Source organism: Alicyclobacillus tolerans (assembly GCF_048984885.1).
Taxonomy (GTDB): domain Bacteria; phylum Bacillota; class Bacilli; order Alicyclobacillales; family Alicyclobacillaceae; genus Alicyclobacillus_I; species Alicyclobacillus_I tolerans.
In genome coordinates this window covers 2,598,550-2,622,630 of record NZ_JBMGNK010000002.1, presented here as the reverse complement: position 1 = coordinate 2,622,630, position 24,081 = coordinate 2,598,550, and the positions used below count along the sequence as shown (strand labels likewise).

The following is a 24,081-nucleotide window of genomic DNA, read 5'->3' as shown; positions in this document are numbered from 1 at the left end:
TCCTTTTTGTATACTGAAACTATGGCTAGTGGAAAAGGAAGTGATTGAGCGACATGAAATTGGGTGTCAACATTGAATATGAAGGAAAAAACTATGACATTTTAGAGTTGCCATCTGAAGCATTCACCTCGCTCATCCCTGGGTTAACTGTTGAGCAATTTCAGCATCTGGACAAAATGTTTCAACCCTATTGGCACGATCCAACTGTGAGGAGAAATCATATTTTACAGTTTGCAGCCGAGATTTTAGGAACCTCCTTGGATTACTTGTTTATGAATCAAGAAACCGTTCGTTTTACCAAACATGACGTTGAAGAATATATTGAACATTACACCAAACAGGGGAATCGACCTTCTTGAATAGGATTGCACCCAATACAAAGTTACGTGTTTATGTCTTAGCTGCTGGAAACGAGCGAGGCGGTGCTGCGACTCATCTTTTGACGCTTGCCCGTTACGCTCAACAAGCGCGAATGGAGTATCATTTTTTATTATGGGGCAATGGTCCTCTCAGTACTCAATTGAGCGAGATTGCCGTAGAGCAGACCTGTTTAGAGATTTCCTCTTTACGTCATGCTAAAAAACGCATTTGTCAGATGCTGCAATCGGATTGTTCGGCCATTTTACATTCTCATGGTCCAAGATTAAATGTGATTGCTGCACAAATAGCAAAACAAACAGGCGTTCCATTCACGAGTACCATTCATAGTAACCCTTATCTCGACTATCTTGCATCACGATGGAAATCGATCATTTATCCACAGTTGCATTTATACAGTTTGCGCAGGGCTATGGGTTTATTTGTGGTTTCCGAAGCTTTTGCACCTTTATTGCCTGTTAAAGATGTGGCTTTTGTACCCAATGCTCTGGATTTGCAAATCATGCCAAGCGCCTCTACGGAATTGAGATCGATCTTACGCAAGAAAATTCAAATACCGCTTGATACTCCACTGGTTGGAATTGCTGCCCGGTTTGATCCGGTTAAAAATATACCCTTGCTCTTGCGTGCTTTTGCACAAATGAATAACGTTTCTGCTCATTTGGTGATTGCAGGGGATGGTCCCTTACGCAAGGAATACGAGCAAATGGTTGAAAGCTTAGGTTTGCAGCAGCGTGTACATTTTCTCGGATTTTGGCAGTCAATGAAAGATTTTTACGCTGCTTTGGATTGGCACGTGCTACCTTCTAAAAGTGAGGGCTTACCGTCGGCTATTTTAGAGGCTGGAGCTACGGGCGTACCGACCATCGGATCGGACATAGCTGGTATTCTTCAACTGATTGAACACGAGAAAACAGGTTATATTGTAAAAGAAGGAGACAGTAAAGCGCTGGCTGTAGCGCTCGATTATTGTCTGGAACATCCTCAATTACGCCGGCGTTTGGTTGATGCTTTTCAGGCTGAAGTTTTGCCGAGATATCGGCCAGAGAAGATGCTGGAATCATATGCGCGAGGGTATGAGTGGTTCTTAGGATGGAGTCCAGTGACTTATATTCATAGGCGGAGGACTGGCCTATGAAGACCACGCTGTCCGTAGGCTTGCCAAGTTACAAGGAAGTGAGGACGAATCTAGGAGTTGCCTGGAGGAATTCGCCTGCAACAGTACTTCTTGTGGCATGTTGTGTGGGCTGGTTTTTACTGATGCAGTCTATTACGGGACATACTCCAGTTGGGGATGTACGGGCAGGTGCGCTGGTGGTGGGGACTGTTTGGCGAGGCCATATTTACGAATTCGTCTCCAGTCTTTTTGTTCACGCATCATGGTTGCATTTGCTTGTCAATATGATTTCTCTCTGGTCTTTGCGTATTGTGGAACAAATTTTTCGCTGGCGTTTTTTTCTTGTGGTTTATGTTCTTGCGGGTATTGTGGGTAATTTGATTTCCGTTTTTTTCTTTTCTCCAGGAACGATTTTGCTCGGTGCGTCGGGTGCGATTTTTGGAATCTTTGGTGTTATTCTTGTGATGTCCTATTTAGGGCTTTTTACAAAGCGTACAACTTATTGGATTTGGTTTTTGCTAGCTGTCAATCTTTTGTTTGATCTCGTTCAACCCCAGATAAACATTTTGGCTCATTTAGGAGGTCTTATCTGTGGGGCGGGATTGCTCTTTCTGTTTCGCAACTTCGGAAATCGGCATATGGTATGGAAAGGTGCTTCCTATGTTTGTATCGTGCTCATTGGCCTTGCTTGGATAGGAGTTTGTGCCCGTCTTTGACACACTCTGCTAAATTCCGCAATTGACAGGTATTTCAGTGTTGCAAATTGTCGGGGTGAGACTTATACTATCCCTCGTAATCTTAACCAGAATCATTTTGGATGAAAACGGAACAAGTGCGGCCTGCACTTAAAGGGTTAGGACCTCTATGGACTAACTTTCCCCCGTGGTGTAGGTGGGTTCCGTATGCCGAAAGGCATGGAACTTTTGGATGGAGGGGGATTTTGCAATGGATACAATGGGTCGTCATGTCATCGCAGAACTGTGGGGTTGTAGCGCAGAAAAGCTGAACGATGTGCAGGCAATTGAACGACTGATGATTAATGCAGCACTGGAAGCAGGAGCAGAAGTGCGAGAAGTCGCTTTTCATAAATTTGCTCCGCAGGGTGTGAGTGGTGTGGTTATCATCTCAGAATCTCACCTGACCATTCACAGTTTTCCAGAACACGGTTATGCGAGTATTGATGTTTACACCTGCGGAGATCGCATTGATCCAAATGTAGCGTGTGATTACATCACCCGGTTTTTGGGAGCTAAACGCCTCGAGTCTATTGAGGTGCCGCGCGGTGTAGGACCTATTCAATTAAGTGAGGTAAGAACACGAGCCATTTCTTAAAGCAGTAAGTCGATTGGCTAGGAATAGGTTCATATTGTTCAGATGAAAATGACAATAGGTTTGTTTGTATGAGCTTTATTGGGATTCGGACAGCCCATGACAACCTCAGCAAGTGAAGAACGCTTCAATAAAGTAAAAGGGATTAGTGGGATGTCTATTGTTTGCATGAAAAAGAAGACACTGGGTTCTTTCGAATATACCCAGTGTCTTTTCCGTGCTTTCATACGTTTTCTGAAGTCTGGCAGTTGTTAATGATTTGCAATCCATTGACTTGCCTTACTCGCCACTTCCCGCGAATACTTTTGTATGGTGGGTTGGCAGCGGTTTGTCCATAAGAATTTTTCCATTTCCTGCGTCGACTACGACCAAATACTTGTCTTCATCGTCTTCAATAATAGCCATATAGACAAGACTTGTGCGAATGTTGCGTAATTGAAGTTCTGCAACTTTCATACCGGGATGTTCACTGATAACTACTTTTTGTGCTTGAGCGGCTGAGATTTTAGCAAATTTCTGCAGCTTCTCTGTATAGGCTTTTTGACTGGCTTCGAATGCTTGACGAAGTGCGTCCCGCGGTACTTGGACAGAAGATTGAATTTCAAAACGGCGTCCCGGTTCTGGAGCGTCGGCTGGCTGCATGGCAGCATTAATAGGATAAAGCGTTTGATGGATATGTTGTTTACAAGAATTGTGTTGGCATGCGCTTTGAGCCAATACTGTAGACATCGGGGCGAACGTCAGCATTGCCGTCATACTTGTTGCCATCAACCATTTTTTCATGTTTTACTCCCTTTCGTGAGGTGCAACATTTTATATGTAAGATGTCCAACGAATTCCAAGTTATACATCTTAAAAGGATTCTATAGAGAAATTTGGATAACTGTTTCTGATGAAATTGTCGCGTTGCTAGTTTAGAACAATTAAGTTGAGGTACAGCCACTGCTTGCAATAGAGAATAAAACGCGATATAATCCAAAACGTTCGCTGTTTGTAAAGGGCAAGGGACCGTAGCTCAATGGGAGAGCACTGCGCTGGCAGCGCAGGGGTTGTGGGTTCGAGTCCCATCGGTTCCACCATTCTTGTATGTTACACATCGGTAGTTGAATGGTTGTTGAAATGGCTCGGTAGCTCAGTCGGTAGAGCAGAGGACTGAAAATCCTCGTGTCGGCGGTTCGATTCCGTCCCGAGCCACCAGTGTCGTGTAAGGCAGAGCGTAAGAGATGAAATGTGCGGAAGTGGCTCAGGGGTAGAGCATCGCCTTGCCAAGGCGAGGGTCGCGGGTTCGAATCCCGTCTTCCGCTCCAAAAGCAGTCGCGGCAAGCAGGATTCTTACCCAAGGGTTACCCCCTTCGGGGTTGATAATTTGTCATTCAACATCGATGCATTTGATATGGCGCCATAGCCAAGTGGTAAGGCAGAGGTCTGCAAAACCTTTATCCCCGGTTCGAATCCGGGTGGCGCCTCCAAAAGTAAAATCAGTTGTGACGCAGTTTCTCGAAGCATGAGAGATTGCGTTTTTTATTTCTGTTGGTTTTTATCAATTGTCTGTGTTGGCACCGCAATTTTTTCTTGTAAGCTGCTTCAACCTGAAGGGATGACTAAAATGATGATATTTGATTCGGAGTATTTCTACGTATGTCCGATTGAAATGTCTGACGTAGATAATGTTGTTGAAGTGTATAACTCCAATATGATTTTTTTGGAAAAACATACGAAAAATTATCCAGTTACATTTGAATGGGTTACTGAAGAACTGAAGTCAATGAGGAATGCGGGATTTTGTTCATGCAAGGTGGTTGACAAGCGTACAGGGAAAATGGTTGGAATCATTGACTATAAAATCGAGCAAGAATCCTATTTGTCGCTGTTAATCGTTCATCAAGACTATCAAAATATGGGATATGGTAAGCAAATCTATAGAGCATTCGAGGATTATGCCAAATCGAGAAAGAGCCAATGTATCAGATTGGATGTCGCCAATGGTTACAGCGACAAAGTAATTAATTTCTGGATTGCAAACGGATTTGAAAAGTTGGAGGACATAAAACTGAATTGGGCAGGGGTAACTTTGTCTGCCGTAATAATGAAGAAGTACATTTTGACTTAACCATGTCATTCTCAATAGTTTTTTCGATAGGCAGAAATGAAAAATAAGGTCGATCATTATTTTACGAAAAAAATAATGAAAGCGGCGTGTCAACTCACGTAAAAATCTTACCGAAGAGAGATGGCTAACTCATTTAAAAATCTAACCCATTCCCTATTTCGTTGAAGTGGGAGGGGTGAATGGCCGTAGGCCAGAGGGGAGGAGCGAAGCGGCTTCCCCTTTTTTTGTGTCTGTGGAGCTTGTGGGCAACTTGAAGAGTTGTCCATCAAATCCACAGACCGAATGTTTTGGCCTCAATAGGAGTCCCGAGTGCCGTTTCGTTTGTCGTTGTCGATCCCCCTGGAAACCGGTGCGGGCAGCGGAGCAGGAGCAAGGTTCGCCCCGCCTAGTCCCTGTGCCAGCAGTGTCACCAGTTGTCGGTGTAGCTGTAGTGGATTGAGGGACTGTGCCCACTCACTCCAGTACTTTTGGCTGTTCGTTGGGATGGCACTAGCATCGAACGCCCGTTGCAAAGGAGTTTTTGCTGAGTCGTATTTCTTTTGCACGTGACTGCCGTTACGTTTTTTCTCAATGACCTTGCGCATGGGCAGACAGGCGTTGGCATATACGTCAAGCCACGCATAAACCGTGTTGAGCCATTGAACATGCTCTGGAGTGTCGAAACGCTCGTAACCTACGATTTCGCGGACCAAGAATCGATTCTTTTGCTCCACGTGAGCGTTGTCGTTCTTCTTGTAAGGTCGGCTTCTGGTGAGCGACAGCCCATTCGCCTTCGTGAAACGAACCAGGTGAGCATTGATGAACTCGCTGCCGTTGTCGCTGTGGATTCCCCACACCGGATATGGCCATTCCGTTAGTATGCGTTCCAGCGCTGCCATGACACCAAGCTGGCCCCTGCCAAGTACCGCAACGCGTCTACTGTATCCCGTCACGACGTCGACGACGGAGAGGGTGTAAGCGAAGTGTCCCAAGGACGATCCGCCGTTGTGCTCGACGAGGTCGATTTCCAACGCACCAGGTCTGTCCTCGTCCCAGTCATAGCGTTCCACTGGAATTTCCGAGCGCAGATGCGCGGACGGGCGTCTGTCGGCAGGGATGTGCTTGGGACCGGGACGCTTCCATTTGGCGATACGACGGGCCAGCGTCGCACGGCTCATTTGCTGCAAGTCACGGATTGCCTCTTGAGTCAGCTTGACCTCGCCGTGATTGGCTAACTGTGCGGCAGTACACATCAGCACGGGATGCAAGCGCTCTGCACAAGGATAGTCGAGTGCTTCCCAAACGATTTGAACGATGGGCATCACATCCCTATACCGAAGAGAGCGAGTACGCTTAGCGGGCGGTTTATCGTGCTCCGGTTTGGGTTTCATAGTGGCAATCGCGTACTTCCGCGCGTATCCCAGGGTCCGCTCCAACTCATCCAAAATCTGCGATTTCTCTTGCCTAGTGCGTGCCTTAAGGTAACGCACGCGCATCGTACTCAGGTACTCTTGCCGACTCTGCATGGACATCCGCACATCGATCCCTTCGGTAAGATTTCTGTTTGAGTGAGCCGATACCCTTTCGGTAAGATTTTAGCTGAGTGATCGCGCCCTCTATACAGAGATTTTGCAATCATATACTCTGTATAAAGGGTTTTTAGGGTCTGGATTATCATTTTACAAATTGAATGAGTGTTTCACAGCGAAAGGCTCTTTTTAATGTATAATAATTTTCTGAATCATCATTTTAATCATTGCCTCTTATTTCTATGCACATAAGGCTTAATCTCCGTTCATTGAATCAACGGGATTACCTGACGATTTGGGTTGGAGAGGTCGCCGAGTGGATGTCTTTTGTTTAGGATGTGTTTTGCTTGAAAGTTGAGCTTAAAAATGTGGCTGCCAAGAAAATTCTCACAGAAGCCAAAGGTTATTTGGATGTCGGTTTTACACATTCCTTGAATCCATACAGCGGATGTGTCTTTGCTTGTCGTTACTGCTATGTCAGAGAACTGCCGATTCAAAAGTTTAGAGATCTGGATTGGGGAAATTGGGTGGATATGAAAACCAACGCAGCAGAGAATTATCGAAATGAGATGTTGAAGCTGCGTAAGAAAAACAAAGCTGTAAAGATTTTCATGTCTTCTGCCACGGATCCCTATCAACCCATAGAACGGGATGCTCAAATTACACGCTCTGTTATGGAGCAAATGGTAGAAAATCCACCCGATTTTTTGCAAATACAAACGCGTGGACCGCTAGTGACCAGGGATTTAAATTTATTAGTTCAACTGAATGAGAAATGTGAGGTTTGGGTATCTATGACCCTGGAAACGGATCGGGAGGATGTGAAGCGAATTTTTGCTCCTTTAGCGCCGGGAATTCAACGGCGATTGGAAGCCTTACGAGAAATTCATGAAGCTGGAATATCAACGCAAGCCGCCATTTCTCCTGTTTTGCCCTTTACACCAGATTTTCCCAAATTGTTAAATGGATGGGTCGATCGCGTTTGGATAGATACGTTGAGTATAGGCGATGGTTCTCTTGGCAAACGTTCAGAGAGACTAGGGATGCCTCAGTTATTTCAAGAACATGGATTCATAGATTGGTACAAAAGCGATTTGCATCTTCAAGTGGCACATTATTTTAAAAAATTTTTTCCTCAAGATAAGGTGCTTGTTTCTAGAGAGGAAGCGTTTTTTTCTACCTCTGTGCGCCAAAAATGAGGGTTGTCGAAAGTGTCAATTCTATCTATCAAAAGCTTCAATCAACCCCCATCTATCTGATGATACATCAGAAACATTCTCAAAATCTCTTTCTTCTTGAAATTGGAGTACTAGTTCGCCTATGATTAGATTATATTTGATGCATAAGAAGACGATTGACAATTGCATAGTGAAGAAAAGGTTTTGTTTGGAACGATGAAGGAACCACGCTTTTAGCATTCTCGTTCGCAGACAAGTTTAAGAGGGAAACCGGTGAAAATCCGGTGCGGTCCCGCCACTGTAAGGGGGAGCTGTGATTCATTGCCACTGAGCATGTGCTCGGGAAGGGAATTGACAGCTACGATCCTAAGCCAGGAGACCTGCCTTTTCTTAAAACACCCATGGATGGAATCGAGCATCATGAATATGCAAGATTTCCTCCAGGAACCTACGGTCGATAGGGAGGTGTTTGTGGATGACTTTTGTCGTGTACAAGCACTCTTTCGAATTCGAAAGAGTGCTTTTTCATTCAAGAGTTTCTGCAAACTCTCCTCTTGCTTGCAAAACATTGAGGAGGTTAAAAATGAAAGAAATCACATTACTTGTTGGTCATGGTAGTCGAGATGCGGATGGAAATGAAGAATTTCTAGAATTTGTCCAACGTATGCGCCATCAATTGCCGGATCAACATTTTGAAGCATGTTTTTTGGAGTTGGCCACACCTACTATTCCACAAGGAATTGACGCTTGTGTTCATCAGGGAGCAGAACGTATTGTTGTAGTCCCAGTCATTCTACTCGCTGCTTCGCATGTTAAACTGGAAATCCCCGAATTTCTTGATGACGCCAGAAAAAAATATCCACATGTCGATATGGTATACGGCAGAAATATTGGACTTCATGAGCAAATGGTCGACTTGCTCTGTGAGCGTTTTGCCGAGCAAGCAGCATCTATATCTGAAATGAATATTTCTGAAACAGCCATTGTCTTGATGGGACGAGGCAGTAGCGATCCTGATGCAAACGGTGATTTATACAAAATAGCTCGTTTGTTGTGGGAACGGACGGGTGTCTTGAGTGTTGAAGTTTGTTTTACAGGAATCACTTTCCCAAGACTTCCCGATGGTGTTCACCGCGCTGTATCGCTCGGTGCTAAACGTGTAGTAGTGGTTCCTTACTTCTTGTTTACAGGTGTCCTTATCAAGCGGATGAAAGGTGTTCTGCAAGATTTACAAACCGTTTATCCTGACATTCCGCTATCGATGGCAGAATACTTCGGCATGCATTCCCGCCTATTTCACATCGTGATCGACCGCATAGAAGAAGCAGCTGCAAAGCAAGCGTTCATGAACTGCGACCTTTGCAAATATCGCAAACTAGCAGCGCACGAACATGCTCATGATCACTCACATGATCACTCACATGCTCATGATCACAATCACTCACACGAGCATGCCCACCCTGCAGCTCACAACCATTCGTTGGTTCATAGTGAGTAACCCATTTCCTATTCATTACAGGAGGGCAAATATGGCAGGTATGGTTTATCTCATAGGCGCAGGACCGGGTGACCCTGGGTTGTTGACATTAAAAGCGAAAGAATGTCTGGAGCGTTCGGAAGTTGTCATCTATGACCGACTGGTATCTCCAGAAATCATGGCGTTTGTGCCGAACCATGTGGAGCGGATCTATGTAGGCAAAGAAGCTCATCACCACACACTTCCACAAACTGAAATTGAGACTTTGCTGGTGGAAAAAGCTTTGCAAGGTCTTACGGTCTCCCGTCTAAAAGGGGGCGATCCGTTTGTGTACGGAAGAGGTGGAGAAGAAGCGGAGTTTCTGGTTGACCAGGGTATCCCGTTTGAAATTGTTCCAGGTATTAGCTCGGTTATTGCTGTACCCGCATACGCAGGTATTCCCTTGACTCATCGAACACTTTCTGCGGGATTTCACGTGCTCACTGGTCATGAATGCCTCTATTCTTCAGGAACACCTTGGGATGCTGTAGCACTATCAGGTCAAACCATGGTTATCTTGATGGGAATGGGACATCTTCAAGAAATAGTCCAGAAACTGATAGATTGTGGGCGTCATCCAGAAACACCCGTTGCAATTATTCAATGGGGAACAACGATCAAGCAACAAGTCGTGTCAGGAACACTTGAAAACATCTGTCTCTTGGTAGAAGAAGCTCGTTTGCAGGCTCCAGCAGTCATAGTGGTTGGCGATGTGGTCAGAATGCGGGAGAAGTTGCAATGGTTTCAACCTTCTGTAGAGATAGCTCAATGACTGGAGAGGAGGGAATCATATGGAAGGTAAAATTTTGATTGTTGGATTTGGACCAGGCAGCTTTGAACATATCACTGTACGAGCTCGCGAGGCAATTCAGGAAAGTGAAGTCATTATTGGGTATAACACGTATGTCGATTTAATTCGTGACTTATTGACTCATCAAGAGATTGTCCGCACAGGTATGACGGAAGAAGTCAGTCGGGCACAAAAGGCGGTAGATTTGGCTGTTCATGGTCAGGTTGTAGCTGTGATTTCAAGTGGAGATGCTGGTGTGTACGGCATGGCGGGATTAGTGTATGAAGTGCTCATTGAGCGTGGCTGGCATCCGGGAGAACTTCCGATTGTTGAGGTTATTCCCGGCATTTCTGCCATCAATTCTTGCGCCGCTCTTTTAGGTGCTCCCATCATGCATGATGCTTGTACCATCAGTTTATCTGACCACCTGACTCCTTGGTCTATCATTGAAAAACGCATTGAAGCTGCAGCTTCAGCAGATTTTGTCATAGCTTTATACAATCCCAAAAGTGGTCGGCGTACTCGGCAAATTGTGGAGACACAGAGAATTCTTCTCAAGTACCGCAATCCGAAAACACCAGTCGGTTTGGTGAAAAGCGCTTATCGAGATCGGCAACAAGTTATTCGTACAACACTTGATGATATGTTGAACCATGAGATTGGTATGTTAACAACTGTAATTATTGGTAACTCATCAACGTTCTACCACGATCATCTCATGATTACACCACGCGGATATCAGCGCAAATACACATTGGATACAGCCGAACAACGCTTGCGACCTGGAGAGCGTCTCAAGCCTGAGAATGAGCCGTGGTCTTTGAATGCCGCGCAGGAGTCGCTGCTTAGAAGTCGTATCGAACCCCAATCTTTGCTGAATCAATCCATCATCTCTGAGTCGGAACATCGGACGCCTCGTGATTGGGCTGCCGCCGCTTTACAAACTTTTCATCAGGGTGAGGCAAGCTCATTAAACGCTGCAGGTTCAACTGGCTTTGCCACAAAGATGCCAGTTCCTCGTGCGTCTATTTTTGAAGTTGCCGTCAGTCCCGGGATAGCTAACAAGAAGTTTAGTTCTTCCCAATTGGTTTTAATCGCCGATTTAGTTGGGGAGCAGGGAGAGATTGAGTATACAACTGCGCATCAGCTAATTCTTCGCACGGTTACAGAGGATGCGGAATCGTTGGTGCAAAGCTTGCGTGCTGCGGGCTTGATGGTTCTACCCGTGGGTGAAGTGATTAAAATTAAGGCTTGTGATTTTTGTGACGGTGAAAAGCATGAGGGGATTCCTTATGCAGAGGAAATTTCCAGGCGACTTGCCGGTCTTCCTGTAGAAAAGGAACTGCGTATTGGTTTTAATGGGTGCGCAATGTCCTGTTACGGGGCAGTCAGCGAGGATATTGGACTTGTCTTTCGCAAAGGAAAGTTTGATCTTTTCCTTGGTGGAAAAACAACGGGTCGCAACGCAGCGCCTGGTCAACGAGTGGCAGAGGGAATCCCGGCTGAAGAGATGCCGGATTTATTAGAGCGAATTGTTTCCGCATATCGGGAAAATGCATTTCCTGACGAGAGATTTCATAAGTTTTTTGCTCGAGTCGGAGAGATTGAAGGATTTATGCATCGAGATCGGCCGCAAACTGTGGTGGCTGATGCGGTTTGTGGCTCTTAGAAGGAGGGTGTGCCAGTGATTTTCTTTATGGCAGGCACAAGTGATGCTCGTGAATTGGCTATAGCCCTACAAACGGCTGGTTATCCGCTTCTCGCCAGTGTGGTTACGGAGAATGCTGCAAAAATTTTGCAAGAGGCAGGCGTGCCGGCGCGGTTTGGACGGCTGGATGTGTCTGCGATGACCGCTCTCTTGCAGGAACTTGGGAGCACCCTAGTGGTGGATGCGAGTCATCCATTTGCAGAGGAAGCCCACCGTACTGCCATGGCAGCGGCCAGTGAATGCCAATTGCCGTATATTCGCTATGAGCGATCGAGACAAAATTTTGGCAATGATGATTTGATTACGTATGTAGATACATACGAAGAAGCAGCTCTGGTGGCGGCTCAAAAAAGAGGCAGTGTCATGTTAACCACGGGTAGCAAGACCTTGCAAATTTTTACTGAGAAATTGCTTGGCCAGCCAGATATACGTTTAGTTGCCCGCATGTTGCCGAGAATTGACAATATGCAAAAATGTGCCGAACTCGGAATGGATCAAAAAAACATTATAGCGATGCAAGGACCTTTCTCCAAAGAATTAAATGAAGCATTTTACCGACATTATGGAACTACTTTGGTGATTACGAAAGAAAGTGGTGGACCAGGTGCGGTGGATGAAAAAGTGGAAGCTGCTCTGGCTATGGGAATTGAGGTTGTGGTGATTGGGCGGCCTAAACTCGATTATGGTTTAGCGTTTTCGTCTATAGAGGCTGTTCTCGAAGAGGTGGCCAAGCGTTATAGCTCTTAGGAGGCGAGGTTATGAATTTTAACACAGATTTTCAGCCAGTGACGACACAGCCGCAAGAAATAGAAGAAAAAAGTTTCAAAATCATTACAGAAGAACTGGGCGCGCATCCGTTTACGGACGAGCAATTTCCAATAGTACAGCGTGTGATTCATGCTTCGGCAGATTTTGAACTTGGACGTAGTTTAGTTTTCCACCCCCATGCGGTACAAGCTGGCATTCGAGCGATTCGTGAGGGACGAGCTCTCGTTGCGGATGTGCAGATGGTCCAAGTTGGTATAAGTAAGCCGCGCATCGTCAAATACGGAGGAGATGTGCATGTCTATATTTCCGATCCGGACGTAGCCGCAAAAGCAAAGGAACTGAATACCACACGTGCCATCGTTTCCGTTCGCAAGGCGTGTGAAGCCCATGATGGAGCCATCTTTGCGATTGGCAACGCTCCTACAGCGCTCCTTGAATTGATTCGGCTCGTCAAAGAAGGTTTAGCTAAGCCGAGTTTGATTGTTGGGGTTCCGGTAGGTTTTGTCTCAGCCGCTGAGTCCAAGGAGGAACTGATGAAACTGGATATTCCCTTCATCACAAACCGAGGACGTAAAGGTGGAAGTCCGGTTGCCGTAGCTGTGATCAACGCGCTGTCTATTCTTGCTGACGCACAGGGTCGGTGATGATGTTTGGCTGAGATGTTAGATGTGCCGGATGGGCCACTTCGACATGGATACACCACAGGCGCATGTGCAACCGCCTGTACAAAAGCTGCCTTGCTGGCTCTCATCCAACAGCAGCCAGTATCGGAATCCACCATTTGGATTCCGGCAGGTGAATGGGTGACGTTTCAAGTGCATGATGTCCATTTTTCGCCCAACGAAGCGCAAGCTGCAACCATTAAAGACGGTGGGGACGATCCCGATGCGACGCACGGTGCGACAATAGTGGCTACCGTTTCCTGGGCAGAGACTCAAGGTGTAGACATTGACGGAGGCGTTGGAGTGGGACGCGTTACAAAGCCGGGACTCCCAATTCCTGTCGGTATGGCGGCTATTAATCCAGTTCCACGGCAGATGATTCAGTCAACAGTGGAGTCGGTACTTTCCGAATATGGCATTGAACAAGGCGTTAAAGTGGTCATCTCTGTACCCAACGGTGAAGAGATTGCCAAAAAGACTTTAAATGCTCGCCTGGGCATTTTGGGTGGAATCTCTATTTTAGGAACGCGTGGTATTGTCGTTCCTTTTTCCACAGCTTCCTATCGGGCGAGTATTGCTTACGCGATGAATGTTGCCAAAGAACAAGGAATCTCTACAGTGGTACTGACGACTGGTGGACGTAGCGAGAAATACGCCATGAAGATGTTTCCGGATTTGCCTATAGAAGCGTTTATAGAGATGGGTGATTTTGTCGGTTTTTCCGCTAAACATGCCAAGCGAGTAGGCATGAAAGAGATTCGCTTTGTGGGAATGATGGGTAAATTTTCTAAAGTGGCACAGGGTATCATGATGGTTCATGCCAAAAGCGCTCCCATCGATTTCTCGTTTCTAGCTGATTTAGCGAGGCGAGTGGGTGTGTCTGAGCAACAAGTCGAAAGCATCCTATCAGCCAATACAGCCAGTCAAGTAGGTGATTGGATGGTGGAGTGGGGATACCCTCAATTTTTTCAAGAAGTTGCAAATTCTTGTTGTCAGCAAGTGCTTCAGCATATTGGTGGTGGCATGCGTATTGCAACATATTTGACCACTTTGAACGGCGAATATCTAGGAGGAGCTGAAATTGAAGAATAAGCAAATTTTAATCGTAGGAATCGGGGATGATGGCAAAGCCGGATTATCCGTCCGTACTTTAGAACGGATCGCCGCTTCTGCCATCCTTTATGGCGGAGAACGGCAACTATCCTTCTTTCCGGATTTTCCGGGAGAAAAAAGAGTTATTCGCAGTCCTCTGCAAGATACGATTCAAGAAATCGAACAGTCGTCTACACAGCAATCCGTGACCGTGCTTGCGAGTGGTGATCCGTTATTTTACGGCATAGGAGCCACTTTAGCCCACAAATTAGGACGGGAACGCGTTGAAATCATCCCTCATTTGAGTTCTGTTCAGCTAGCTTTTTCCAGGGCGGGAGAGAGTTGGCATGCCGCAAAAGTAGTGAGTTTGCATGGCAAGTCGATTCGCGGTCTAGCCCAAAAATTGCATGGCGTACCTGTAGCTGCTTTGCTGACAGACGATGTCCATACACCTTCAGTCATTGCTGAATATCTGAAGAAGTTTGAGATGAATGAATATGACGCATTCGTGGCAGAGCATTTGGGAAGCGAGCAAGAGAGGACAGGATGGTATTCTCTGGATGATTTAATCCAAACTGACTTTTCACCGCTCAACGTTGTGTTGCTGAAGCATCGTAAGAACGCGAAAGTTCCTGTATTTAAACTGGGTATGGATGACGAAAGTTTTGCACAGCGTAAACCGGATCGGGGTCTGATAACGAAACGGGAAATTCGTGTCTTGGCACTCTCGGAGCTTGCTTTACAACCGGGAGGAGTCCTTTGGGATATCGGCGCTTGCACTGGATCGGTATCGATTGAAGCCATTCTTTCGACACCTCATCTGCAAGTTTATGCAGTGGAAAAAAATGAAGGTGATTTGCAAAACCTTTTTGAGAACCAAGTGAAATTTCGCACCGATTTCGTCGCCATCCATGCCAAAGCCCCGGAAGGACTGGATGGATTTCCAGATCCAGATGCTGTGTTTCTTGGAGGAAGCGGCGGCGAGTTGATTGAGCTTCTGACTCTTTGCGCAGAGAGACTACGACCTGGTGGTCGCATCGTGGTCAATGCCATAACGATTGAAAATCTTTATCAGGCGCAGCAAACACTGCAAAAACTCGGATTTCAGGTTTCTATTACACTGGTTCAGACATCGCGCAGTAAGCCTATCTTAAATTTGACCCGCTTGGAAGGTATGAATCCGGTGTATTTGGTTACGGCATGGCGCGCAGAAACAGAGGAGGATGAAAACCATGTCCGTTAAACCGGGTACCTTGTATGGCGTAGGCGTCGGTCCGGGAGATCCAGAACTCATTACAGTTAAGGCGTATCGATTGATGCAAACGGCGCCTGTAATTGCTTATCCAAACAAAAGAATGGGTAGCAAGAGTTATGCGCTGGAAATTGTTGAAATGTATGTCGATCCGGCAGAAAAGACGATGCTGGGGCTTGTATTTCCTATGACCAAAGATCCGCAACTTTTGCAACAACATTGGACGGACACGGTAGCCAAAGTCTGGTCATATCTCAGCGAAGGACAAGATGTGGTCTTTGTCACAGAAGGAGACCCTAATCTATACAGCACCTTTATTCACATGAGTCGCCTCATGCAGAAAGAGTATCCAGAAGTCAATATTGTTTCAGTTCCCGGTATATCATCTGTCAATGCAGCTGCCAGTCAATTGGGGCTGCCGTTAGCAGACGGCGATGAAGTGGTAGCTATTGTTCCAGCCAACCACGATCAAGAGGCCATGCGCCAAGCTTTGAGAATGCACGATTGTGTAGTGTTCTTGAAAGTAGCTAAAGTTCTCGATGAAATGATAGAGATTTTGGAGGATATGCAACTTCTTGATAAAGCGATGGTATGCAGTAAAGTGACCTCTTCAGGAGAACGGATCTGGAAAAATGTACGAGAACTCCAAGGTTCTTCTTTGAATTATCTGACTCTTATGGTGGTGAGAAAATGACACTACAAGCCAAGGTATACATTGTGGGTGCAGGGCCTGGAGACGTCGAGTTAATTACCGTAAAAGGCATGCGAATTTTACAACAAGCTGACGTGGTGCTTTATACAGACAGTCTTGTACGGGATGAGCTTATCAAGTATGCCAAGCCAGAAGCTGATATATACAAAAGTGCGGGAATGTCTCTGGAAGAGATTGTGAATCTTATGGTAAAAGCAGTTCGGGAAGGGAAAAGTGTGGCACGTGTGCATACAGGAGATCCTTCTGTATTTGGCGCGATTTTAGAACAAATATCCTTGCTTCGTAAAGCAACCGTGGCTTACGAGATAGTTCCCGGAGTCAGTTCGGTCTTTGCGGCAGCTGCGGCCGTTGGCGCTGAATTAACTGTGCCTGATCTCACCCAAACGGTCATTCTGACTCGTATGGGTGGGCGCACACCTATGCCCGAAGGTGAACAACTGCGTGATTTGGCCAATCATCATTGCACAGTCGCACTCTACCTCAGTGCAACGCTGGCGAAGAAAGCGGTCGATGAATTTTTGCTGGCTGGATGGGAGCCTGATACGCCTGTCGCAGTGGTCCAAAAAGCTACTTGGCCAGATCAAAAAATCATTCGTACGACACTTTCTGGACTGGTTCGTGCAATGGGTGATGCGCACATTTCTAGTCATGCTATGATTCTTGCCGGTTGGGCGCTTGATCCAGATTTGCCGGACCAGGGTCAACACAAGTCAAAATTGTACGATCCGTCTTTCACTCACAGATACCGCAAAGGAGTGATAGCGGTTGACTAAGCTTTATGCGGTCGTGGCTATTACCAAGCACGGGACAGCCATTGCACGTCAACTTCAGGAGAAGATGGCTGATGTCGATGTGTATTATCCAGAGAAATTTGCCCGAGGCGATGAATCCTCACGAGATATCAAGGTATTTTCCGGTTCTGTCGTCCAGCATGTTCCTACATTATTTGCGAGTTACAGCGGATTGATTGGCATCTTCTCGCTAGGAGCTATGGTGCGATTGATTGCACCGCTTTTACGAGATAAAAAAACTGATCCAGCCGTAGTCGTGATTGACGATCGCGCTGAGCACGTGATCAGTGTTCTTTCTGGACACTTGGGAGGCGCAAACGATTTGACGCATCGTGTTGCCCATGCCTTGGGGGCTCGTCCTGTGATTACGACCGCTTCAGATGTTGGGCAGACCGTTGCCGTGGATTTACTCGGGCGTGCTTACGGTTGGAGTATCGAAAATTTTGAGAATGTGACACCCGTGAGTGCTGCGGTTGTCAATGAAGAGCGGATACTGATTGTCCAAGAAGCAGGGGAAACAGACTGGTGGCCTTATTCTCAACCTCTGCCAGGCTATATTTCCGTTTTGCATAGCATTGAGGATGCCAAACAACAGCCATTCGATGCGGCTCTGCTCATTACCCCAAGGCTTCTCAGCGCAGAAGAGGCGCAAACATTTTTACAAAGAGGTGTTCTCTATCGCCCTAAAGTTGTGGTTCTAGGCGTTGGCTGCAATCGTGGTACGGAAGCTGCTGAAATTGAACAAGTGATTGCCGAGACACTTCAGAAGGTCGGCCTTTCCATTTTGAGTGTGCGCAACTTAGCAACCATAGATCGGAAGGCAGATGAACCGGGATTACTCGAAGTCTGTCAGAGAAACAACTGGCCGCTTGTTACATACACAGCTGAAGAACTGAACCAAGTACCTATTCCAAACCCATCTGAAACGGTTTTTAAATATGTAGGAACGTATGGAGTATGTGAGCCAGCAGCACGACTTTCCTCAGGAGCAGAAGACTGGATAGTTGAGAAAGTGCGCAGCGGTAATGTAACCGTGTCTGTTTGTCTCGTTCCTCATCAAAAAGGGGGTTCGTTATGAGACAGCCACGTATAGTCATCGCTGGAACCCAGAGTGGAGCAGGAAAAACAACCGTAACTTTAGGTCTTATGGCGGCGCTGAGAAGACGTAAGTTGCAAGTTCAGGGTTTTAAAGTTGGACCTGACTATATTGATCCGAGCTATCATTCAGTGGTTACAGGTCGAGTCTCTCGCAATCTGGACACTTGGATGATGACACCAAGCATTGTACAGGAAGTGTTTGAACGTGGAAGTCGAGGATCGGATATATCCGTCATTGAAGGTGTTATGGGAATGTATGACGGAAAAGATCCGCTATCCAATCTTGGAAGCACCGCAGAAATGAGTTGCTTGTTAAAGGCGCCTGTTTTGCTGGTTTTAAATGTGTCCAGTATGGCTCGAAGCGCGGCGGCTATGGTTCTTGGTTTTCAAAAATTAGATCCCGATGTGCCACTCGCAGGAGTTATTGTCAACCAAGTTGGCAGTGTCGGACATTTCGAATTGGTCAAAACAGCGATTGAACAAATGTGTGGTATTCCTGTTGTGGGTTATCTTGGTAGACATACCGTACTGCAAATTCCTGAACGTCATTTAGGTCTAATTCCAGCTCTAGAACGTGGTGAGATGTCTGGGTTGTTTGATGCGCTTGCAGATGCTATAGAAGCCACTGTTGATGTTGATAGTATCTTGAAAATGGCTCAAGAAGCAGAAGAGTTACCTTCTGCTCCACCTGTGTTGTTTGCGGGTAAAAAACGGGAACCGTTAGTCACCATTGCTATAGCCAAAGATAGCGCTTTTAATTTTTACTACCCAGAAAATCTGGAGTTACTCGAATGGTATGGTGCTCGTCTGGTTGAATTCAGTCCATTGCGAGGCGAAAAGGTTCCAGAGAACGCCGATGGTGTCTATATTGGTGGTGGTTTTCCAGAAGAATTTGCTGCTGAACTGAGTCGTCAGGAAGAAGTCCGTCAAAGCTTACAGCGGGCTCTCCAAAATGGGTTACCTGTTTTTGCAGAATGCGGGGGGTATATGTATCTCACAGGTTCTATTAAGGATAGACAAGGAGCTGTATACGACATGACGGGGGCCATACCCGCTAGTGTGGAAATGCAACCTAAACTGGCGGCTTTGGGTTACAGAGAGGTGACAGCTTTGCAAGATACACTCTTACTCTCTGCTGGTGAACATGCGCGTGGACATGAATTTCATTATTCAACGATAAAACTTGATATCAATGAACAGTGGCCCTTTGCCTACGAGTCGTCTGGAATGCGCGGAAAAAAGACGGAAGGATATGCGAAAGGCAATTTGCTTGCTGCATATACGCATTTACATTTTGCTTCTAATCCTCGCATGGTAGAGCGTTTCATTACCGCCTGCCGACGTTATCGAAAGTTAGGGTAGGGGGAGTGAAATTGGCTAAACATTTAATGGTTATGGGTACATCTTCTAATGTTGGGAAAAGTGTTCTATGTACGGCTCTCTGTCGAATTTTGACGCAAGAGGGTTTGCGCGTAGCTCCTTTTAAAGCACAAAACATGTCCCTTAATTCAGCAGTGACACCGACAGGGAGAGAAATTGGTCGAGCACAGGCTGTGCAGGCAGAAGCTTGCGGGATACCCGCAAATGAACATATGAATCCCGTATTGCTCAAGCCAACCCGAGGGCAAAAATCACAAATCGTATTGCAGGGCAGGGTTTATCAAACCCAGTCTGCGCGAGAGTATTTTCTTGAACGTACTCGTGAAATTTGGGACGCCGTTGTGGAGAGTTACCAGTATCTCGCTATGCGTCATGAATTGCTGGTGATTGAAGGGGCGGGTAGCCCTGTTGAAATGAATTTAAAGCCCAGAGATATTGCGAATATGCGAATGGCTGAACTGGCAGACGCAGCTGTACTGCTGGTAGCGGATATAGATAGAGGCGGGGTATTCGCCTCGCTTGTAGGGACGTTGCAACTGCTCAACGCCAGTGAACGGGCGAGAGTGAAAGGAATACTCATCAACAAGTTTCGCGGTGACAGAAGTTTATTTGAGGACGGAGTACGGATGTTGGAAGAATATACGGGCGTACCGGTATTGGGTGTGATTCCACATATTCCGGATTTGGGGATTGATGAAGAAGATTCCGTAGCGCTCGATGAATCTCGCTATCGACTGCAGCAGAGCACTCATCTAAGTCAAGATTCAATACACATAGCAGTGATTCAAGTTCCACATATATCCAATTTTACAGATTTCGATCCGCTTTTTCTTGATCCGACGGTGCACGTTTACTTTTGCCGAAAACCAGAAGAAGTTGGTAGTCCCCATGCGATTATCTTACCGGGAAGCAAGAATACTATCGATGACCTTCAATGGTTGCGTGAAACAGGATTTGCTAACGTGATCCGCCAAAAACGTGAAGAGGGTGTATTCTTCTTTGGCATATGTGGGGGATATCAAATGCTGGGAGAGGAAGTACGCGATCCTGGCGGACAAGAGTCGCAAGTTCCAGTTTGTTCTGGTTTCGGGTTTCTACCCATCATAACTACACTTCAGGATGTCAAAACAACCGTACTCGTTCATGGAGAACTGCAAAATATCTTTTCTACCATTTCTGTGCGTGGTTATGAAATACATATGGGAGAGAGTATCGGCACAAGTAAATATGTTCCATTTGCCGTGATTCAAGAAATCTCGGATGGTCATAACCGTAAGGATGGCGCCATGAATGAGGATGGAACAGTCATTGGAACCTATCTTCACGGTATTTTTCATAACGACTCTTTTCGTCAGAAGTGGTTGTCCATGCTTCGTCAACACTTTGGACTTACTCCATCGGAAGCGTCGAATTGGTCTATAGATCAGGTTCGCTCACAAGCCTTCGATCGATTAGCGGCAGTTGTGAGAGAGAATATGGATATGGAAAAGCTTTACGAGATCATTCAATGGGAAGAGGAGCAGCCCAATGAGTCATTCCTTTCTCAATAAAGCCCAACTTGGTGAATGGGCAGAACGAAGAGCACACGCCCGTTTGCGAGATTTAACCAAACCACTCGGCAGTTTAGGAGAATTAGAGCATCTGATTGCACGCTTAGCTCGCATCACAGGGCGAGTCATACCCAAACTGGAGCGTCCAGCGTTGTTGATGTTTGCGGCCGATCACGGTGTTACTAGAGAAGGTGTTTCTGCGTATGGGGATGAAGTTACTGAAGAAATGGTAGTCAATATCTGCATGGGAGGAGCTGTCAGCAGTGTATTGGCTCGCCAGCAGGAAATTCCCATTACGGTTGTGGATGTTGGAGTGCGCAGTCGAGTTCGTCACCCTGCAGCTCATGTTTGTAAAGTTGATTTAGGTACAAAAAATTTGGCCATTGAACCTGCTATGACTCGTCAGCAGGCAGAACAGGCAGTCGAGACTGGCAAACAATTTGCCTATCAGCTTATCCATGCAGGTCATGATGTGATTCTGGTTGGTGAGATGGGCATTGGCAATACAACTGCTTCGAGTGCCATGGCCGCTCAATTGCTCCAATGCTCGATTTCGGAGGTACTTGGTAGGGGAACGGGTCTGAATGATGATGCATTGGCCAAAAAATCTGAAGTACTCTCCAAAGCTGTAACCTTGCATTCCCCTTTCATTCAAAACGATTGGGATATATTGGTCAGATTGGGTGGATTTGAAATCGCAGCGATTGCAGGAGTCATTTGGGCTGCCTCTGAGAGAAACGTACCTGTCGTTCTGGATGGATTTATTACCTGTACAGCAGCGCTTTGGGCGGTTCAGGTAGAACCGAGATCGAGCGAATATTTGCTGGCCTCTCATGTTTCTGCCGAACCGGGACATCGTTTGGTTTTGCAAAAGTTAGGTTTGAGGCCACTTCTGGATATAGGCATGCGGTTAGGTGAAGGCTCCGGTGCCCTGTTGAGCTTTCCTATGATTCGTTTAGCTTGTCATATTATGGCGGAGACAGCCACATTTACGGATGCTCGAGTAAGTCATCCGCATCGTATTCAACAGGAAACATCAGAAATGGCAGCAAACGTAGAGCATGAAGCTGGTGAGATTGGATTCACGCCTATCCAGTTGGATTTTAACAAGGAAGAGCAGGCTGCTGTTTATAAAGCCATACTGGCACGTCGTGACATACGTGTTTTCTTGCCAGATCCTATACCGGATAGCGTACTGCAGAGAATTCTGCTGGCTGCTCATCATGGACCGTCCGTTGGTTATATGCAGCCATGGAATTTTATTGTTATTCGTGACAAACGGATACTTCAGGAGTTGCAAAAGGTGGTTGAACGAGAACGGGTTCGGGCGGCTGAAAACTATTTGGATTTAGAACAAGCGCACTATCTTCGTCTCAAAGTGGAAGGCTTGCTGCAAGCTCCTTTAACCATTTGCGTAACGAATGATCCAAATAAAAGTGACAAACCTGTTCTTGGGCGAAATACCATTCCTGAAACGGATTTAATGTCCACCGCCTGTGCTATTGAGAACATGTGGCTGGCTGCTCGAACTGAAGGGGTTGCTATTGGATGGGTCAGTATGTATCAAAAGGCAGACGTAAGGGAAATTCTTGAAATTCCAGATACGGTCGATCCGGTAGCTTTACTTACGATGGGGTATACTCCGCATTTTCCAGAAATCCCTGTTCTTGAACGTGTAGGTTGGGGGAACCGATTGCCTCTAGAAGATATAGTCTTTGAAAATGTTTGGGGAAAGAGTCAGCGTTAATTTACGGGTGAAAATTTTCAGGATGTAAGATGCTGAGTGGTGGAAAGATAAAGGGAGAGGAATGGGTCGTTTTGCGTGAAGAACAATTAGAAGTATGGGTACGGCCAACGACTAAAAGGTTGATACTGGCACAGGTGTTTGTCTGTTCAGGATGTTGCTGTGGACGAACGGATAAAGGCAAGCCGAGCATACCACTCGATTGGTTAAAGAAAACATGGAAAGAACGAAAATTGCTAAAAACGGTCCAATTGACAATTACAGGCTGTCTTGGGCCTTGCGATGTATTGAATGTAGTCAGTATTTGGACACCAGATAGACAGTTCTGGTTTGGGAATATTACGACAGACGATCCTTATGAAGAATTATTGGCTTGGGCAGAGATGACGAGAGAACTTGGACAACCAGCACCTATACCAGATGCATTGCTGATGTATCAATTTGAACGATTTTAGACGCTAAGTACCGTAAGGAAACAGCTTTGCCAATATACCTTTCGGGGTATTGTTGACATAGCTGTTGCCACTTTATATACTATACCCTGTTGGGTATGAAGAATAGATAAAACTTCATGCTTATGACAAATACGTGCATCGAATGAGATGCCACGGAAACAATGAAGTATAAAGCGGAGGTGAGTTCCATGACCCAGCAAGTGCAGAACATACTTCCTCTTGATGTGCAACAGAGATTAAAAAATGGGGAAAAACTGCAGATTATTGATGTGCGGGAACCAAGTGAAGTTGCTACAGGAAAAATTCCAGGAGCGAAAAATATACCTTTGTCGCAATTGCCGCACAGGTTGAACGAAATCGACCAACGTAAAGAAGCCATTATGGTGTGCAGAAGCGGCGGCAGAAGTATGCAGGCTTGTCAATTTCTCATTGGCCAAGGCTATCAAGTAAAAAATATGATGGGCGGCATGCTTGGTTGGAATTGGGATGTTGAATAATTGAAATCTTTTTAGCGAGGAGAAATGGTAAATGGGAAAACGGGTTGCAATTATTGCTTCTAGTGGTGGTATTGAAACGGCTTATAAGGTATTGAATATTGCAATGGCAGCTACAGCAACAGATGCAGAAGTAACGATTTTCTTTACTTTTGATGGTCTGGGAATCATTCATAAGAATTCAGAACAGATGTTATCGTTTGCGCCAGGCAATGAACATTACGAAGAAGGATTTAAAACAGCTAATATTCCACCTGTCTCGCAAATGCTTGCGATGGCTCTGGAGAGTGGTATCAAATTGATAGCTTGTCAAATGACCATGGATGTAGCGGGATTGAAAAAAGAAGATTTCATTGATGGCGTTGAAGTTGGCGGAGCGGTAACTTTCTTGGATTTTGCTTATGACGCTGACGTTACCGTAACCTTTTAATTGAAAAAGATACAATTTG

24 protein-coding genes, 4 tRNA genes and 1 riboswitch are annotated in these 24,081 nt (G+C 45.9%); of the genes, 26 read left to right on the top strand and 2 right to left on the bottom strand.

Going from position 1 to position 24,081, the window contains the following annotated elements:
* Positions 1-53 precede the first annotated feature (53 nt).
* The 4 genes from ACOJUR_RS13425 (at position 54) to speD (ending at position 2,827) form a co-directional block, all read left to right on the top strand.
* Entirely contained in the window at positions 54-359 is a 306-nt protein-coding gene (locus ACOJUR_RS13425) for a hypothetical protein (RefSeq protein ID WP_072874845.1), read from the top strand.
* On the top strand, positions 356-1,516 hold the full coding sequence (locus tag ACOJUR_RS13420) for a glycosyltransferase family 4 protein (protein WP_420950283.1): 1,161 nt from the start codon (positions 356-358) through the stop codon (positions 1,514-1,516). Before ACOJUR_RS13425 ends, ACOJUR_RS13420 begins: the two co-directional genes overlap by 4 nt.
* Positions 1,513-2,211 (top strand): rhomboid family intramembrane serine protease, encoded by a 699-nt coding sequence (locus ACOJUR_RS13415; protein WP_306954691.1) that lies wholly within the window; start codon positions 1,513-1,515, stop codon positions 2,209-2,211. The genes ACOJUR_RS13420 and ACOJUR_RS13415 overlap by 4 nt, the downstream gene beginning before the upstream one ends.
* A gap of 229 nt (positions 2,212-2,440) precedes the next feature.
* A complete protein-coding gene (gene speD, locus ACOJUR_RS13410; protein ID WP_420950282.1) occupies positions 2,441-2,827 on the top strand; it encodes an adenosylmethionine decarboxylase in 387 nt (128 codons plus the stop codon).
* 276 nt (positions 2,828-3,103) lie between these two features.
* Here the strand turns inward: speD and ACOJUR_RS13405 are convergent, their stop codons facing one another.
* Positions 3,104-3,607 (bottom strand): PepSY domain-containing protein, encoded by a 504-nt coding sequence (locus tag ACOJUR_RS13405; protein ID WP_238413525.1) that lies wholly within the window; start codon positions 3,605-3,607, stop codon positions 3,104-3,106.
* A 221-nt stretch (positions 3,608-3,828) separates the two neighbouring features.
* On the opposite strand from ACOJUR_RS13405, the gene ACOJUR_RS13400 reads away from it, so the two are divergent.
* The 5 genes from ACOJUR_RS13400 to ACOJUR_RS13380 all read left to right on the top strand — a co-directional run bounded on the left by ACOJUR_RS13400 (position 3,829) and on the right by ACOJUR_RS13380 (position 4,934).
* Positions 3,829-3,903 (top strand) — tRNA-Ala (locus tag ACOJUR_RS13400).
* Between the two features lie 42 nt (positions 3,904-3,945).
* Positions 3,946-4,021: transfer RNA gene (locus ACOJUR_RS13395), tRNA-Phe, on the top strand.
* Positions 4,022-4,056: 35 nt separating this feature from the next.
* Positions 4,057-4,131: transfer RNA gene (locus ACOJUR_RS13390), tRNA-Gly, on the top strand.
* An 88-nt stretch (positions 4,132-4,219) separates the two neighbouring features.
* Positions 4,220-4,293, top strand: a tRNA-Cys gene (locus ACOJUR_RS13385).
* Positions 4,294-4,475: 182 nt separating this feature from the next.
* Positions 4,476-4,934 (top strand): GNAT family N-acetyltransferase, encoded by a 459-nt coding sequence (locus ACOJUR_RS13380; RefSeq protein ID WP_420950281.1) that lies wholly within the window; start codon positions 4,476-4,478, stop codon positions 4,932-4,934.
* A 293-nt stretch (positions 4,935-5,227) separates the two neighbouring features.
* On the opposite strand, the gene ACOJUR_RS13375 is transcribed toward ACOJUR_RS13380, so the two are convergent.
* Positions 5,228-6,235, bottom strand: coding sequence for a transposase (locus ACOJUR_RS13375; RefSeq protein ID WP_420949438.1), 1,008 nt, complete (start codon positions 6,233-6,235; stop codon positions 5,228-5,230).
* Positions 6,236-6,789: 554 nt separating this feature from the next.
* Between ACOJUR_RS13375 and ACOJUR_RS13370 the strand changes: the two genes are divergently transcribed.
* The 17 genes from ACOJUR_RS13370 (at position 6,790) to ACOJUR_RS13290 (ending at position 24,062) form a co-directional block, all read left to right on the top strand.
* Positions 6,790-7,641, top strand: coding sequence for an SPL family radical SAM protein (locus ACOJUR_RS13370; RefSeq protein ID WP_420950280.1), 852 nt, complete (start codon positions 6,790-6,792; stop codon positions 7,639-7,641).
* Between the two features lie 202 nt (positions 7,642-7,843).
* Positions 7,844-8,022, top strand: a riboswitch (cobalamin riboswitch).
* Positions 8,023-8,203: 181 nt separating this feature from the next.
* Positions 8,204-9,118 carry a sirohydrochlorin chelatase gene (locus tag ACOJUR_RS13365; protein ID WP_420950279.1) on the top strand — a complete coding sequence of 305 codons (915 nt, stop codon included), beginning with the start codon at positions 8,204-8,206 and terminating at the stop codon, positions 9,116-9,118.
* 31 nt (positions 9,119-9,149) lie between these two features.
* Positions 9,150-9,908, top strand: a complete 759-nt coding sequence (gene cobA / locus ACOJUR_RS13360; RefSeq protein ID WP_072874787.1) for a uroporphyrinogen-III C-methyltransferase — start codon at positions 9,150-9,152, stop codon at positions 9,906-9,908.
* A gap of 19 nt (positions 9,909-9,927) precedes the next feature.
* Positions 9,928-11,595: a precorrin-3B C(17)-methyltransferase gene (cobJ, locus tag ACOJUR_RS13355; RefSeq protein ID WP_420950278.1), complete on the top strand. Its 1,668-nt coding sequence runs from the start codon at positions 9,928-9,930 to the stop codon at positions 11,593-11,595.
* Between the two features lie 15 nt (positions 11,596-11,610).
* A complete protein-coding gene (gene cobK / locus ACOJUR_RS13350) occupies positions 11,611-12,381 on the top strand; it encodes a precorrin-6A reductase (protein ID WP_420950277.1) in 771 nt (256 codons plus the stop codon).
* 11 nt (positions 12,382-12,392) lie between these two features.
* Complete coding sequence (locus ACOJUR_RS13345) at positions 12,393-13,046, top strand: precorrin-8X methylmutase (protein ID WP_306952496.1); 654 nt, start codon at positions 12,393-12,395, stop codon at positions 13,044-13,046.
* Positions 13,047-13,061: 15 nt separating this feature from the next.
* Positions 13,062-14,156: a cobalt-precorrin-5B (C(1))-methyltransferase gene (locus tag ACOJUR_RS13340; protein WP_420950555.1), complete on the top strand. Its 1,095-nt coding sequence runs from the start codon at positions 13,062-13,064 to the stop codon at positions 14,154-14,156.
* Positions 14,146-15,399, top strand: a complete 1,254-nt coding sequence (gene cbiE, locus ACOJUR_RS13335; protein WP_420950276.1) for a precorrin-6y C5,15-methyltransferase (decarboxylating) subunit CbiE — start codon at positions 14,146-14,148, stop codon at positions 15,397-15,399. The genes ACOJUR_RS13340 and cbiE overlap by 11 nt, the downstream gene beginning before the upstream one ends.
* Positions 15,389-16,102 carry a precorrin-2 C(20)-methyltransferase gene (cobI, locus tag ACOJUR_RS13330; protein WP_420950275.1) on the top strand — a complete coding sequence of 238 codons (714 nt, stop codon included), beginning with the start codon at positions 15,389-15,391 and terminating at the stop codon, positions 16,100-16,102. Before cbiE ends, cobI begins: the two co-directional genes overlap by 11 nt.
* The gene (gene cobM, locus ACOJUR_RS13325) at positions 16,099-16,893 is read left to right on the top strand and encodes a precorrin-4 C(11)-methyltransferase (RefSeq protein WP_306952501.1); all 795 of its coding nucleotides are present in this window, start codon (positions 16,099-16,101) and stop codon (positions 16,891-16,893) included. The genes cobI and cobM overlap by 4 nt, the downstream gene beginning before the upstream one ends.
* Positions 16,894-16,957: 64 nt before the next feature.
* Positions 16,958-17,989 (top strand): cobalt-precorrin 5A hydrolase, encoded by a 1,032-nt coding sequence (locus tag ACOJUR_RS13320; RefSeq protein WP_083574315.1) that lies wholly within the window; start codon positions 16,958-16,960, stop codon positions 17,987-17,989.
* The gene (locus ACOJUR_RS13315; RefSeq protein ID WP_420950274.1) at positions 17,986-19,371 is read left to right on the top strand and encodes a cobyrinic acid a,c-diamide synthase CobB; all 1,386 of its coding nucleotides are present in this window, start codon (positions 17,986-17,988) and stop codon (positions 19,369-19,371) included. The genes ACOJUR_RS13320 and ACOJUR_RS13315 overlap by 4 nt, the downstream gene beginning before the upstream one ends.
* Positions 19,372-19,376: 5 nt before the next feature.
* Positions 19,377-20,939: a cobyric acid synthase gene (locus ACOJUR_RS13310; RefSeq protein ID WP_238413648.1), complete on the top strand. Its 1,563-nt coding sequence runs from the start codon at positions 19,377-19,379 to the stop codon at positions 20,937-20,939.
* Positions 20,917-22,686 (top strand): nicotinate-nucleotide--dimethylbenzimidazole phosphoribosyltransferase, encoded by a 1,770-nt coding sequence (cobT, locus tag ACOJUR_RS13305; protein ID WP_420950273.1) that lies wholly within the window; start codon positions 20,917-20,919, stop codon positions 22,684-22,686. The genes ACOJUR_RS13310 and cobT overlap by 23 nt, the downstream gene beginning before the upstream one ends.
* Before the next feature lie 29 nt (positions 22,687-22,715).
* Positions 22,716-23,138, top strand: coding sequence for a (2Fe-2S) ferredoxin domain-containing protein (locus ACOJUR_RS13300; RefSeq protein WP_306952508.1), 423 nt, complete (start codon positions 22,716-22,718; stop codon positions 23,136-23,138).
* Positions 23,139-23,326: 188 nt separating this feature from the next.
* Positions 23,327-23,635, top strand: coding sequence for a rhodanese-like domain-containing protein (locus ACOJUR_RS13295; RefSeq protein WP_072874799.1), 309 nt, complete (start codon positions 23,327-23,329; stop codon positions 23,633-23,635).
* Between the two features lie 31 nt (positions 23,636-23,666).
* Positions 23,667-24,062, top strand: a complete 396-nt coding sequence (locus tag ACOJUR_RS13290) for a DsrE/DsrF/DrsH-like family protein (protein WP_072874800.1) — start codon at positions 23,667-23,669, stop codon at positions 24,060-24,062.
* The last annotated feature ends 19 nt before the right edge of the window (positions 24,063-24,081 follow it).